This is a genomic window from Leptotrichia hofstadii, assembly GCF_007990525.1.
GTDB classification, from domain to species: domain Bacteria; phylum Fusobacteriota; class Fusobacteriia; order Fusobacteriales; family Leptotrichiaceae; genus Leptotrichia; species Leptotrichia hofstadii.
Map to the genome: position 1 here is coordinate 1,894,527 of NZ_AP019823.1, position 13,160 is coordinate 1,907,686.

The following is a 13,160-nucleotide window of genomic DNA, read 5'->3' on the forward strand; positions in this document are numbered from 1 at the left end:
TTATAATATTTCAAACATCAAATTTTGTGTTTGAGTAATCTAAATCAACATAAAATTTGAAGTTAGTTTTTCATTCTATTTATTTTAAAACACTTATTACAGTATTTACTTTATAATTTGCATAAATATTTAATTTTCTAAGAAAATCTGTTAATTCCTCGTTTGTATTAAAGCGTGTTTCTAGCATATAACAAGTATCGCCTGAAATTCTATAATGATTTATAACATTTTTAGAATATTTTTCAACAAAATTCAAATAATTTTTGTGAGACATCTGAATCATTTTAACATGTATAAACTGATGTATAGACATTCCTAAAGCATTATAATTAATCTTTATTGTAAATACATCTATAACTCCTGATTCTTCAAGTTTTATAATCCGCTGTGAAATAGCAGGTGCTGACATATTCACAATTTGTGCTATTTCTTTGACTTTTATACGGCTATTTTTCTTTAATAAATCAACTATTGTCTTATCTACACTGTCCAATTTTTTCTCCTTCTTCTGAAAATAAAGTAATTTTTCATTTTTGCTTTTTTTAAATTATTCACGAACAAAAAAAATAGTGATACAATTATATCATAATTTAATTAAAAAATTAATTTTAAATATTATTGGAGGGATTTATGGAAGTAACACAAATAAGAAATGCAACTTTAAAATTAAATTATGGAGGAAAAACTTTTCTAATTGATCCAATGTTATCAAAGAAAGGTGAATTACCATCATTCGCACCACCAATAGCACCTATGCCAATGTCTGGAAATACTGCAAAAAATCCACTAGTGGAATTACCAATGTCAGTAAATGAAATTTTAAAAGGAGTTGATGCAGTGATTGTAACACATTTACATGCTGACCATTGGGATTTAGCAGCTATTCAAACTATTGATAAAAATATAACTTTGTTTTCTCAAAATGAGAACGATGAAAAAAAATTACGTGAACAAGGATTTAAAAATGTCTTTATCTTAGGAGAAAACATAAAATTTGGTGAAATTACAATGACTTATGTTGAAGGGCAACATGGGAGTACCCCTGAATTGCTTGAAATAGCTGGAAAATCCTGTGGGGTTATATTTCAGAATAAAAATGAAAAAACTCTTTATCTATCAGGCGATACTGTGTGGTTTAGTGAAGTTGAAAAAACATTAAAACAACATAAACCTGAAGTTGTCATTATTAATGCAGGAAACAATCAATTTATAGAAGGCGGTCCATTAATTATGGGAGCTGATGATGTTTTAAAAGTACATAAAACTTTACCTGAAGCACAACTTATGGCAACACATATGGAAGCTGTAAACCATGCATATCTGACACGTAAAGAATTAAAAAAATTTGCCATTAAGCATAATTTTTATGAAAAATTAAATATTCCTGAAGACGGAGAAACTTTAAAATACTAATACTATTCTTGATTTAAATAGCAAATATTTAATAAATTTTGAATTATATGCCAGATTAGCAAAAAATTAAAACTTTCTGTCCTTAGCATAGTTCTATTTTTTTATAGAATTTTAGTATTAAATTGTTTTGTTTAATAACAGTTTTTACTATTTTTATTATATTTTTTACAGGATTGCTCGTTGCCACAAATCCTTATCTTGCAGTAAAGAGCTATCCTGATAATTATAATTGTGAAAAGATTACTACGCAAATTCGCTTAATTCCAAAACTTCTGCTTTCAATCGCCAAACAGTTGTAGTTGAATAAATGAAAGTTTCGTTAGTCTACTAACATAAAAAAATTATACTTTAATTATTTAAAAATACTAAATTTTTATTCACCTCTGAAAAAAATTGAAATAATTTGATTATTTAAAAGGAGTTTAGCATTAACTATAACTCCAATATAAAATTTATAATATTTCAAACAGCTCTTCCAACTTTCTCACTTCATACTTTGGAACTATCCCAGTATTATTTACATTATTTCGTAAATTTACCCAGCAAGTATCAATTCCAGCGTTTTGTCCACCTTTTATATCAGCTCCTAATGAATCACCTATCATTATAACTTGAGATTTATCCATTATTTCAAAATAATTCATTGCATATTCAAATATTCGTTTATCAGGCTTATTTACACCAACTTCATCAGAAATGATAATTTTATCAATGTATTTTGCAATTTTTGAATTTTCTATTCGTGAATGCTGTACTTCCTTTATTCCGTTAGTTACAATTCCAACTTTGTATTTTGAATGTAAGTATTTACACAGTTTTTCAGCTGCTTCAAATGGAAAAATCCCTTCTCCCAGTTTTTTCAGGTAAAGCTCGCTCATTTTATACGGATTATATTTCAAATCAAACTCCTCAATTATTTTTTCAAATCTTACAACCTTTAATCTATCCTTATCCACAGCCCCTTTTTCCAAATCCTTCCACAACTGCAAATTCACATCTTTATATCTGTCTTTTATCTTTTCATAAATTTCTTCTTTTTTCGCATTACCTAATTCACTTTCCACAAAAAATCCCAATTCTTTGAAAGTGTTCCTAAATGCCGCTTCTTCTGTTTTAAGATAATCAAAAAGTGTGTCATCCAAGTCTATTAATACAAGTTTGTAACTCATTTTTCGCTCCTTTATTTAGAATTTTCTCAAACTATTTAAATTTTAGAAAATTTGTTATTTTTTTATTTGTGATAAATAATTAAAAATTTCAAAATACAATTAATTAACTTCAAAAAATCAAATTAAAAAACTAATATGATTTATAAAGTATACAACAAAAAGAAAAAAAGGGCAACATTTAAAATTAATAAAGCGAAGCATAAAAAATAGAAATAACTACTCTAAAAATTTGCTCTTAATTAAAACTTTTTTTTAAAAAGTTCTTACTATATCCCAAATTATTTTCTCCTTTACTTAGATATACAAATATGATAAGATTATATATAACTTAAAATAGGAGAGTGACATAATGAATTCAAATAAAATTTTTGAAAAATATACATTAAATAATGGAGTAGAGATTAAAAATAGACTTGTAGTGACCCCTATGACTCTATTTGTTGCCAATGAAGACGGAACTTTCTCAGAAGAAGATCTTAAATTTATGAGTAAACGTGGAGAAAATATAGGAATGTTCATAGTAGAAGCTACTTTAGTTGCTGATGGGGGAAAAGCTTTCACAAGACAGCCCGAAGCTATCAATGAAACACATTTGCCATCTTTAAGAAAAGTAGCAGAAATTCTACGTAATCAAGGTACAAAGGCAATTTTACAAATACATCATGGCGGAAGACTTGCCCTTCCAAATATAAATAAAAATGACATAATTGCTCCTAGCTATGATAGCGAAACAAAAGCAAGAGAAATAACTACTGATGAAATAGATAAACTTATACAGGCGTTTGGAAATGCTGCTGATTTAGCTATTCAGGCTGGATTTGACGGAGTGGAAATTCATGGTGCAAACAGATATCTTATCCAGCAGTTTTATTCAGGAATAACTAATAGAAGAACTGACGAATGGGGAGGAAATATAGAAAAAAGAATGAAATTTTCTTTAGCTGTTATAGATGAAGTAAATAAAGTTAAAAATAAACATAACGCTGACAAATTCATCATAGGATACCGTTTTTCACCTGAAGAGCCAGGAGAAAATGGTTTGACAATGGTTGAAACTTTCGCATTGATTGATGAACTTGTAAAAAAACCACTACAATATCTACACGTTTCACTTCCAGATTTTTATATAAATGCTTATCGTGGAGGAGATACTAAAAAACCTGCAATACAGCAGATTCATGATAGAATAAACGGAAAACTTCCATTAATTGGAGTGGGTAATCTATACAAAGGAGAACAGATAGCTAAAGCTCTTGATACAGGATGGGCAGAATTTACTGCTTTAGGAAAAACTGTCATTTTAAATCATAATATAGGAACTCTTATACTTGAAAAAAGAGAAAATGAAATTGAAACTGAACTGGATCTGGAAAAAGAGGATAAATACGATTTAGGTGAATTTTTATGGGAACGTGCAAAAGAAAAAAGCCCCTTGCTTCCTCCAATAAAAAATAAAAAATAACAATACAGTTTTATGTAAAATTATTTATAATAAGTGAACTGAAATAAAAAATGCTATTTTATTAGGAGCAGCCATGATTTTAATAGCTATAATCATAATTTTATATATTCTCTTTGGGAATATTAATAAAAAAAATGCTAATATTTCAAAATTAAATAAAAAACTTGAAGATCTAGATGAAAAAGAGCAGGAAAAAGAAAAACAGATAAAGAAACACCAATTAAAAGAGAAAATACGAAAATTAAAAAAAGAAATCCATGAAATCGAAAAAGAAATGTATGATGAAGAATTAGAAGTAGAAAGTCCTTATTTTAAAGATCTATGTGATCAAGCAGCAGATTTACAAATGGAACTATACGATTATGAATTTGAACTAGAATGGATTGATAAAAATTAGATCACAATCTTTTTAAAAAAAATCAATACAATTTATAATTTTGCAAAAAAATACGCCAAATTTATGGCGTATTTTATATTTTATAAGGAGATTAAATTCATATTTTTTATTATTCTTTCTCTTTCTGATACTGCGGTATTGTTTTCCCTGTCCATTTTTTAAATGCCCGATAAAAGGAAGAAGTTTCAGTATATCCAACCAGATAGGCTATTTCATCTATTGAAAGTTCCTTTGCTTCTAAATAGTTGAAGGTCATCATTTTTTGAATATCTTTTACCATCTGATTAAAACTGGTATTTTCTGCTGACAGATTTCTTTGAAGAGTCCTTCCACTTATCCCAAACTCTTCTGCTACATTTTCTAAGCCAAACTGTCCACTAGGAATAAGCTGAAAAAATTTCATATTTCTATTTTTCCCTTCTTCTTTTTATTGCCTTATACTGTTCCGGAAATGCAATTCCAAATAAAGTAATATAAACACTTATCATCATTGCAGGCGGATAAAATATACACGATATTATTAACCCAATTATTTTTATACTTATATCAACTTTTATCCATCTTATCATTGTTTTTAATGATTCCTGCAATTCTTTATCATGTTTATTCACCTTTTCTATCAGATACAACGAGATTATATTGCAGAATGTAACAGTCAGAACTATTACCCCATAAAATCCTTGCGCTACACTACTGTTATAATATGAAGTGACAAAAGAAGTCACATATGGAAAAAATGAGGAAAAGAAAAGTAGTACTACATTTACCCAGACAATTAACGGTGTAATATATTTTATTTTATGCCATTCATTATGCAGATTTACCCACATTGTTCCAAGCCAGAAAAATGAAAGCGTATATGCAAAAAAATCTACTCTCAGATTCCAAAGTGCTTTTAAAGTTGCTGTTTCAGGTTTTTTCAGTTCTAATATAAGAATTGTCATAATAATTGCAAGTACAGCATCCATAAAAGCTGCCAATCTTTCTTTATTCATAGTTAAACTCCATTCCATGATTTTATAATAATACAATTATATCATAAATCAGTAAGGAATTTAAATTTTTAGTTTTTCATATATAATCTTCTTCATTTTCTTATTTTTATTTCCTTATCTTCATGTAGTTATAATACTAAAATTTAAGATAAAAGTACAATACCGTTTATAAAATGTGCTATAATTAAAATGCATACTAGAAATAAAAATTATATGAGGTGATTTATATGATAGAATTGGAACAACTTAAACAGCTTATCGCGTTTGCAAAATATGGAACATTATCAAAAGCTGCTGAAGAATTGTATATTTCACAGCCTGCCCTTTCCCGTTCGATACAAAAGCTGGAAAAAACTTTAGGGATTGAACTTTTTGACAGGAAAAAAAATAAGATGGAATTAAATGAAAATGGAAAAACTGTTATCCAGTACGCAGAAAAAATATTGAATCTTGTAGATGAAATGGAAGAAAAAGTTAATAAAAATAATCAGGTTCAAAATAATTTTTCAATTGGTTCATGTGCTCCAGCTCCATTGTGGGATATGATTTCATTATTTGCAAGATTTTATCCTGAAAAATACATTCTTCATAAAATAGAAAATCATCTTCAGTTATTTGAAAAACTTAAAAATGACATTTATCAGATGATCATACTTTCTAAACCTATTGATAATTCTGAATTTTTCTGCATAAAATACAAAACTGAACAATTATTTTTATCAGTTCCTTTGCAGCATCCGCTGGCTAAAAAGAAGGAAATACATTTTTCAGATATTACAGATGACAGAATGCTCTTATTCAATCCAATCGGAATATGGAAGGATATAGTTTTAGAAAAAATGCCTAATATGAACTTCCTTATTCAAAGTGACAGGATTATTTATCAGGAATTAGCTGAAATGCAAAATTTACTGCATTTCCGTTCAAATTTCACACTTGAACGTGAAGACAATTTCAAAAATAATATTTCAATCCCAATTGCTGACAAGGAAGCAAAAATGACTTTCTACTGTGTCTGTAAGAAAAATATAAAAAATGAAATTGAGAAACTTTTTGATAGTTTTAGTAAAAATTCTTAAAAAATATGAGGGTGCATTTCCCTCATATCTTTATATACTCACATTTTCATCAGTTTATCATATAGCCGTTTTTTCTGAAAATCAAGAAAATTAAATTTTTGATTTCAAAACTCTTATTATAGTTTCCTTCCATTAAGCCATTTTACTATTTCTACATCATCATGGTTTAAAAATAAACTTTCCTTTTTATCAAGTTCAGATATTTTTCCCATATCCTCGCTGTTCAATTCAAAGTCAAATACATTAAAATTTTCTTCAATTCTGTCTTTTCTTGTTGATTTAGGTATTGCAACTATATTTCTCTGAATTAGCCATCTTAAAATTACCTGAGCCACAGATTTGTTGTATTTTTTACCAATTTCAGACAAAATTTCATTTGCAAATATTCCATTTTTTCCTTCTGCAAAAGGTCCCCATGATTCTATTTGAACCCCATATTCCTTCATTATTTCATTTGCTTTAACCTGCTGATTGAAAGGATGTGTTTCCACCTGATTTACAGCTGGCACTACTTCATTATTCATAATAAAATCAACCAGTCTGTCAGGATAGAAGTTACTTACACCAATTGCTTTTATTTTCCCTTCCTTATACAGCTCTGTCATCGCTCTCCAAGCTCCATATACATCATTAAATGGCTGATGTATCAGATATAAATCAATATATTCCAAATCCAATTTTTTTAAAGATGTTTCAAATGCCAATTTTGCCTTTTCATAATTTGCATCACTTACCCATAATTTTGTTGTAACAAAAATTTCTTCTCTAGGTATACCGCTTCTTTTTATAGCTCTTCCCACAGCTTCTTCGTTTCTGTAGGACGCAGCTGTATCAATTAATCTATATCCTGCTTTTAACGCATTGTAAACCGCTTCCTCACATTCTTTCATATCATCAATCTGAAATACTCCGAATCCTAATATAGGCATTTTTACTCCATTGTTTAAAGTTACGTATTTCATAATATTTCCTCCTAATTTTATATATCCGTTTTCTAAATTATAGTTACACTATCAATCTTCTTGAACATATTTTACAAAAAAATTTTCCTAAAGTACAATATCAATTTTGTAATCCACTATAACCAAAATGCATACTAAAGGAATGAAGCAGAAAAATAAATTAACGTTTAAACATCGTATCTTTTCCTCCTTCATCGCCTACTTTCTCTCTTCTTCCGTCAATTCTCTTATCACTTTAGCAGGAATCCCTCCTGCAATACTGTATTTTGGAATATCTTTCGTAACCACTACCCCAGCTGCTACAATAGAGCCTTTTCCGATGGTAACGCCAGATGTGACTGTAACATTTGCTCCAATCCATACATTATCTTCAATAATAATTGGCGCTGCAAACAGTTCAGCTCTTTTACTCACACAAATGTTATGATCCAATGTAGCTAGAACGACATTATGCCCTATTAAAACATTATCTCCTATTGCAATTCCCCCTTGATCCTGAAACTTGCACCCGGCATTTATAAACACATTTTTACCAAAAGTAATATTTTTTCCATAATCTGTATTAAACGGCGGAAAAAGAGCAAAACTTTTATCAACTTCTTTACCTGTAATTTTTGACATAAGCTCCACAATTTCCTGTGCCGAATTATATTTTGTATTAAGTTCAAGAGTAAGTTTCATAACATCTCTACTATTTTCCCTCATTTTTTCGATTTCTTCTTTTCCAATTTTAATTTTCTCTTTCATAAAAACCATCATCCCTTCACAATCTAAATTTCTTCCATCGTCAAATCCACAATATTCCCTTTCACTACTTCAATCAGCTTTTTTGTTTCCACTTCCATCTGTAATCCTCTTCTTCCAGCTGAAACCATTATTTTGTCAAATTTTTCAACTTCCTTGTCAAAAAAAGTCCTGAACAGTTTCTTCATTCCCACAGGAGAACATCCTCCTCGAATATATCCTGTTTCCTTCTCCAATTCTGATAATGGCAATAAATCAATATTTTTCTCCCCACAAGCCTTTGCTACCTTCTTTAAATCAAGATGAGCCTCTCCATGAATCACACAAACATACAAATTCTTACTTTTTCCCTTTAACACAATAGTCTTAAAAACCCTATCCGCCAATTCAGGCAACTTTTCAGCAACACCAAGCCCTCCGCTTTTATCCTCGCTCCACTCATAAGTATGAATAATATATGGAATTTTCTGTTTATCCAGCTGTCTTAATGCATTCGTCTTTACAATTTTTTCTTTCTTATGTTTCATTTTATACCCCCATAATCGTATTTTTCCTTATTTTCAGTATATCAAATTAATATTTTTCAGTCAATCAAAAAACAAGAAGTCAAATTACCCCTCTTGCTTTCGATATTTTTTTATTTAAAAAAAATCTATATTCAATAATTAAATATTAGTATCTATTCCCATACTTGTCTTTACAATAATAATTGCCATTAGCTTCTTCATAACATCTCACACCTTTTTCTCTTCACGCTTGATTTGTTTTCTTCCACTCTTTAGGACTAAGCAATTCACAACCCACAACAGAAAAAGCAACCATTATTAACAGCAATATTTTTAATAATTTATTCATACCAATTTCCTCCTTAGTCTACTCTATTTCCATACTTATCTTTACAATAATAATTGCCATTTGCTTTTTCATAACATTGAACCCCATTTTTTCTCATATCTTCACGTGCTTCTCTCCAACCTTTAGGGTCAAACAGTTCACAGCCCACAACAGAAAAAACAACCATTATTAACAGCAATATTTTTATCCCTTTTTTCATATACATTCCTCCTTATTTTCTTACTTAAATTGTACTTTATTTTTTTTAAAAAATCAAATTTTTTACTCTGACTTATAATTTTTATTTATTCAAGTTTATGAAATAGATTGTTGTTTATAAATATTTTTCTATAAATTTGCATATTTCTTCTTTTTTAAACATAATAAAATTATTTTATTAAAACTAAAATCAAGAAAAATTTTATTAAAATAAAAATTAAAATAAAAAAATATTAATCAAAATCATAAAATATTTGAATTTGTTTAGAATATTGACAAATATACATATATGTGATATAAATAACTGTCTAATAGAGACGCCCCATCTCTACATTTAGACTTCTTTCATACAAAAAAACGAGCACACGGCTCGTTTTTATTTTATAAACTGGCTTTTAATCAGGTAATTAATAAAAATTTTAAAATTTATTATAAATATTTAGGAGAATGAAATTATAAGATGAAAAGAGAAATAGCGATAATTGGAGGTGGCGCTTCAGGTTTTCTGACGGCGGTTACTGCAAAGAAAAACGGAAGGGATGTTGTCATTCTGGAAAGAAAGGACAGAGTTCTGAAAAAAGTGCTTACAACTGGAAATGGACGATGTAACTTGACAAATGTAAATGCTTCCAATAGAAATTATTTTGGAATTGAAAAAATGAAGCAGCCTATTGAGAAAATTTTAGAGAGTTTTACTTCACAAGATGCAATGAGATTTTTTGAAGATGAAGTCGGGATTATTTGTAATGAGGAAAATCGAGGGAAAGTTTATCCACTTAGCGGACAGGCCGCATCAATTGTGGATGGACTCAGATTTTATGCACAAAGTCTTGGAATAGAGATAATTACAGATTTTTATGTTACAAAAATTGAGAAGGAAATGTTTGATTTTAAGATAATTTCTGAAGATAAAAAACAAATAATTGCCAAAAAAGTAGTCATTGCAACTGGTGGAAAATCGTATCCTGAACTTGGTTCAAACGGAAGCGGCTATGAGCTGGCAAAGAGCTTTGGGCATACTATTACCGAATTAACGCCTGTTATTGTACAGCTAAAGGCAGAAAAAGAAAAAATTAAAGGTTTAAAAGGGATTAAGTCGGATGTGAAAATTACAGCTTTTGGAGAAAATGAAAGTGGAGAGAAAATAAAAATTTGTACTTATGATGGGGAACTGCTGTTTACTGATTTTGGCATTTCTGGAAATGTAGTTTTCAATATTTCGTATGTTTTTCCAATTTACAGAAACGTGGAATTTGAAATTGACTTTATGCCAAAATTTACTTATAATGAAATTTTTGAAATTTTGAAAAAACGTCGGACAATATTAAAGAATTTTACAATGGAACAATTTTTTAATGGAGTTGTCAATAAAAAGCTGGGACAATTTTTGACAAAGTCGGCAGGAATTGAAAAATTATCAAAAAGTATAAATGAACTGACAGACAACGAGATTCGTAAAATTTGTACAACTTTAAAAAAATATAGAATAAAAATTATTGATACCAATGGCTTTAAAGCGGCTCAAGTTACTGCTGGAGGGATTCCTCTAAGTGAAGTAAATCTGGAAAATCTGGAATCAAAAAAAGTTAAAAATCTTTATTTTGCTGGGGAAATACTGGATGTGTACGGTGAATGCGGCGGATTTAACTTACAATGGGCTTGGACTTCTGGATATTTTTTAGGAAAAAATCTTTAAAAATGGACTATATAACTTAATACTAAACCCCATTTAAATAACGAATTTATTACAAATTTTTCCAACAAAGGATAAGAACCTAGTATTTCAAAATAATTAAAATACAATTTTTTGTTTTTAATAAACCGACGGAGCTTTTATTTGTTCAGCTACGACTGTTTGACGACTGGAAGGAGGAGTTTCGGAGTTGGGCAAATAAAAGTCGTAGTCTAGCCATAGGTATTGCGTAGCAATCTTGCCACAATTTTAATTATTAGGATAAACCTTTACTGCAAGATGAGGATTTGCGGCAATGAGCAATCCTGCGAAAAAAAAAAGAAAAAACATAACAAAAATAGTATTTTATTTACTTGATAACAAGAAAATTTAACTCCCTTGCTAAAATAGATTTATAGCAAATTTACTATTTAAAATGAAAAATAATATTGCAAGCTTTTAAAAACAACTAAACTAAATTAAGGAGAAAAATGATTAGAATAAATAATATAAAAATGCCTGTAAAACACAGTGAAAATGATTTAAAAAAAACAGTTTTCAGACTTTACAAAATCAATGATAATGAAGTAAAGTCATTTGAAATCGCAGGACAGGCGATTGATGCCAGAAAAAAAGATAATGTTGTATTTGTTTATGCAGTGGATATTTCCTTCAACTTTGATGAGGAAACGGAAAAGAAAAGATTTGAAAATGTAAAAAATGTACGAAAAATTGAGAAAAAACCTTATTCTACGGAAAAAATTGAGAACTTTACAGAAACTGAAAATGTAAAACGCCCTGTTATTGTTGGAAGCGGACCTTCTGGAATTTTTGCTGGACTTGTGCTTGCCGAAGCTGGATTAAAGCCAATTATCATTGAGCAGGGAAAAAATGTAAATGAGCGTGAAAAGGATGTCTATAATTTTTTCAAAACTGGAAAACTTGATAAATATTCAAATGTACAGTTTGGAGAAGGAGGAGCTGGAACATTTTCAGATGGGAAACTAAACACGAATACAAATAATTTTCGGATTCAGAAGGTTTATGATGAATTAATTCTCGCTGGTGCTGATCCTAAAATAAATTATATGTCAAAGCCACACATTGGAACTGATAAATTAATTGAAATAATGCGTAAAATCAGGTATAAAATCGAAAGTCTTGGGGGAGAATACAGATTTAGCACAAAATTAACAAAAATAAATTATGAAAAATCTGATTCTGAAAATAACAAAATAAAAAGCATTTTAGTTGAAAATGTGAAAAATTCTGATGAAAATAAAATTTATGAAATTCCAACAAATATTTTAGTTCTCGCAATTGGACATAGCGCAAGGGATACTTTCTTTATGCTGAACGAAGAAAATGTTGCAATGGAACGAAAAACTTTTTCGGTAGGAGTCCGAATTGAGCATCTTCAAAGTATGATAAATTATTCGCAATATGGAAAATTTGCTGATAAATTGCCGGCCGCAGAATACAAATTAAATGTAAAGACAAGCAATGGACGTGGAGTTTATACGTTCTGCATGTGTCCTGGCGGTGTAGTTGTACCATCTTCAAGCGAGGAAGGCAGACTTGTCGTAAATGGAATGAGCTATTCACAAAGAGATTTGGAAAATGCAAACTCTGCAATTTTGGTAAATGTATTTCCTGAGGATTTTCCAGGAGAAAGCGTTCTGGCTGGAGTCGAATTTCAAAGAAAACTGGAAGAAAAAGCATTCGAGCTTGGTGGAAAAGATTACAAAGCCCCTATTCAGCTATTTGGCGATTTTGTAAATAATAAAATCTCAACAAAATTAGGAAAAGTAAAGCCAAGCTATCTGGCAGGCTACAAATTTGCAAACTTAAATGAAATTTTTCCACAATTCATAAACGATTCCATAAAAGAAGGAATTACCTTAATGGATAAAAAAATAAAAGGATTTGCCAGTTATGACGCAATTCTGTCAGGTGTGGAAAGCCGTAGTTCATCTCCAGTGAAAATTCCTAGAAATGAAAGATTTTTCTCAAATATCGAAGGACTTATGCCATGTGGGGAAGGTGCAGGGTATGCTGGCGGAATTATGTCAGCGGCAGTTGATGGAATAAAATGTGCAGAGTATGTGATTGAGTATTTTCTAGAAAATTTATTAAGCTAAAATTTTTGATTTTTACCATTAAATATGCTATAATTTCAACATCTTTAAGATATATTTCAAATAACTTCAAACT

Annotated in this window: 14 protein-coding genes; 6 read left to right on the top strand and 8 right to left on the bottom strand. The window is 29.4% G+C overall.

Annotation, left to right across the window (positions count from 1 at the left end; all coding sequences use genetic code 11):
• Positions 1-79: 79 nt before the first annotated feature.
• The gene (locus tag FVE77_RS09050; RefSeq protein ID WP_026747010.1) at positions 80-493 is read right to left on the bottom strand and encodes an Lrp/AsnC family transcriptional regulator; all 414 of its coding nucleotides are present in this window, start codon (positions 491-493) and stop codon (positions 80-82) included.
• 137 nt (positions 494-630) lie between these two features.
• Here FVE77_RS09050 and FVE77_RS09055 point away from each other — a divergent pair, with 137 nt between their 5' ends.
• A complete protein-coding gene (locus FVE77_RS09055; protein ID WP_026747009.1) occupies positions 631-1,413 on the top strand; it encodes an MBL fold metallo-hydrolase in 783 nt (260 codons plus the stop codon).
• 452 nt (positions 1,414-1,865) lie between these two features.
• On the opposite strand, the gene FVE77_RS09060 is transcribed toward FVE77_RS09055, so the two are convergent.
• The gene (locus FVE77_RS09060; protein ID WP_026747008.1) at positions 1,866-2,582 is read right to left on the bottom strand and encodes a YjjG family noncanonical pyrimidine nucleotidase; all 717 of its coding nucleotides are present in this window, start codon (positions 2,580-2,582) and stop codon (positions 1,866-1,868) included.
• Positions 2,583-2,931: 349 nt separating this feature from the next.
• Between FVE77_RS09060 and FVE77_RS09065 the strand changes: the two genes are divergently transcribed.
• Entirely contained in the window at positions 2,932-4,044 is a 1,113-nt protein-coding gene (locus FVE77_RS09065; protein ID WP_026747007.1) for an NADH-dependent flavin oxidoreductase, read from the top strand.
• A 73-nt stretch (positions 4,045-4,117) separates the two neighbouring features.
• Complete coding sequence (locus FVE77_RS09070) at positions 4,118-4,441, top strand: hypothetical protein (protein WP_036088233.1); 324 nt, start codon at positions 4,118-4,120, stop codon at positions 4,439-4,441.
• Between the two features lie 109 nt (positions 4,442-4,550).
• On the opposite strand, the gene FVE77_RS09075 is transcribed toward FVE77_RS09070, so the two are convergent.
• The gene (locus FVE77_RS09075; RefSeq protein ID WP_006803484.1) at positions 4,551-4,844 is read right to left on the bottom strand and encodes a helix-turn-helix domain-containing protein; all 294 of its coding nucleotides are present in this window, start codon (positions 4,842-4,844) and stop codon (positions 4,551-4,553) included.
• A 4-nt stretch (positions 4,845-4,848) separates the two neighbouring features.
• Positions 4,849-5,436: a TMEM175 family protein gene (locus FVE77_RS09080; RefSeq protein ID WP_026747005.1), complete on the bottom strand. Its 588-nt coding sequence runs from the start codon at positions 5,434-5,436 to the stop codon at positions 4,849-4,851.
• Between the two features lie 227 nt (positions 5,437-5,663).
• Between FVE77_RS09080 and FVE77_RS09085 the strand changes: the two genes are divergently transcribed.
• Entirely contained in the window at positions 5,664-6,515 is an 852-nt protein-coding gene (locus tag FVE77_RS09085) for a LysR family transcriptional regulator (RefSeq protein ID WP_026747004.1), read from the top strand.
• Between the two features lie 116 nt (positions 6,516-6,631).
• Here FVE77_RS09085 and FVE77_RS09090 read toward each other — a convergent pair whose 3' ends face one another.
• The 4 genes from FVE77_RS09090 to FVE77_RS09110 form a co-directional block, all read right to left on the bottom strand.
• On the bottom strand, positions 6,632-7,477 hold the full coding sequence (locus FVE77_RS09090) for an aldo/keto reductase (protein WP_026747003.1): 846 nt from the start codon (positions 7,475-7,477) through the stop codon (positions 6,632-6,634).
• A 198-nt stretch (positions 7,478-7,675) separates the two neighbouring features.
• Positions 7,676-8,224 (bottom strand): sugar O-acetyltransferase, encoded by a 549-nt coding sequence (locus tag FVE77_RS09095; RefSeq protein ID WP_026747002.1) that lies wholly within the window; start codon positions 8,222-8,224, stop codon positions 7,676-7,678.
• Positions 8,225-8,247: 23 nt separating this feature from the next.
• On the bottom strand, positions 8,248-8,748 hold the full coding sequence (ybaK, locus tag FVE77_RS09100) for a Cys-tRNA(Pro) deacylase (protein ID WP_026747001.1): 501 nt from the start codon (positions 8,746-8,748) through the stop codon (positions 8,248-8,250).
• Between the two features lie 341 nt (positions 8,749-9,089).
• Entirely contained in the window at positions 9,090-9,275 is a 186-nt protein-coding gene (locus FVE77_RS09110) for a hypothetical protein (RefSeq protein ID WP_026747000.1), read from the bottom strand.
• 459 nt (positions 9,276-9,734) lie between these two features.
• On the opposite strand from FVE77_RS09110, the gene FVE77_RS09115 reads away from it, so the two are divergent.
• Both FVE77_RS09115 and FVE77_RS09120 read left to right on the top strand, forming a co-directional pair.
• Entirely contained in the window at positions 9,735-10,970 is a 1,236-nt protein-coding gene (locus FVE77_RS09115; RefSeq protein ID WP_026746999.1) for a BaiN/RdsA family NAD(P)/FAD-dependent oxidoreductase, read from the top strand.
• A 467-nt stretch (positions 10,971-11,437) separates the two neighbouring features.
• Positions 11,438-13,087: an NAD(P)/FAD-dependent oxidoreductase gene (locus FVE77_RS09120; protein WP_026746998.1), complete on the top strand. Its 1,650-nt coding sequence runs from the start codon at positions 11,438-11,440 to the stop codon at positions 13,085-13,087.
• The last annotated feature ends 73 nt before the right edge of the window (positions 13,088-13,160 follow it).

Excerpts from the sequence above, each read along its gene's own strand:
- FVE77_RS09075 (WP_006803484.1), bottom strand. The coding sequence starts at position 4,844 with ATGAAATTTTTTCAGCTTATTCCTAGTGGACAGTTTGGCTTAGAAAAT.
- FVE77_RS09090 (WP_026747003.1), bottom strand. The coding sequence starts at position 7,477 with ATGAAATACGTAACTTTAAACAATGGAGTAAAAATGCCTATATTAGGA.
- FVE77_RS09115 (WP_026746999.1), top strand. The coding sequence starts at position 9,735 with ATGAAAAGAGAAATAGCGATAATTGGAGGTGGCGCTTCAGGTTTTCTG.
- FVE77_RS09070 (WP_036088233.1), top strand. The coding sequence starts at position 4,118 with ATGATTTTAATAGCTATAATCATAATTTTATATATTCTCTTTGGGAAT.
- FVE77_RS09110 (WP_026747000.1), bottom strand. The coding sequence starts at position 9,275 with ATGAAAAAAGGGATAAAAATATTGCTGTTAATAATGGTTGTTTTTTCT.
- FVE77_RS09080 (WP_026747005.1), bottom strand. The coding sequence starts at position 5,436 with ATGAATAAAGAAAGATTGGCAGCTTTTATGGATGCTGTACTTGCAATT.
- FVE77_RS09065 (WP_026747007.1), top strand. The coding sequence starts at position 2,932 with ATGAATTCAAATAAAATTTTTGAAAAATATACATTAAATAATGGAGTA.
- FVE77_RS09085 (WP_026747004.1), top strand. The coding sequence starts at position 5,664 with ATGATAGAATTGGAACAACTTAAACAGCTTATCGCGTTTGCAAAATAT.
- FVE77_RS09055 (WP_026747009.1), top strand. The coding sequence starts at position 631 with ATGGAAGTAACACAAATAAGAAATGCAACTTTAAAATTAAATTATGGA.
- ybaK (WP_026747001.1), bottom strand. The coding sequence starts at position 8,748 with ATGAAACATAAGAAAGAAAAAATTGTAAAGACGAATGCATTAAGACAG.
- FVE77_RS09095 (WP_026747002.1), bottom strand. The coding sequence starts at position 8,224 with ATGAAAGAGAAAATTAAAATTGGAAAAGAAGAAATCGAAAAAATGAGG.
- FVE77_RS09120 (WP_026746998.1), top strand. The coding sequence starts at position 11,438 with ATGATTAGAATAAATAATATAAAAATGCCTGTAAAACACAGTGAAAAT.
- FVE77_RS09060 (WP_026747008.1), bottom strand. The coding sequence starts at position 2,582 with ATGAGTTACAAACTTGTATTAATAGACTTGGATGACACACTTTTTGAT.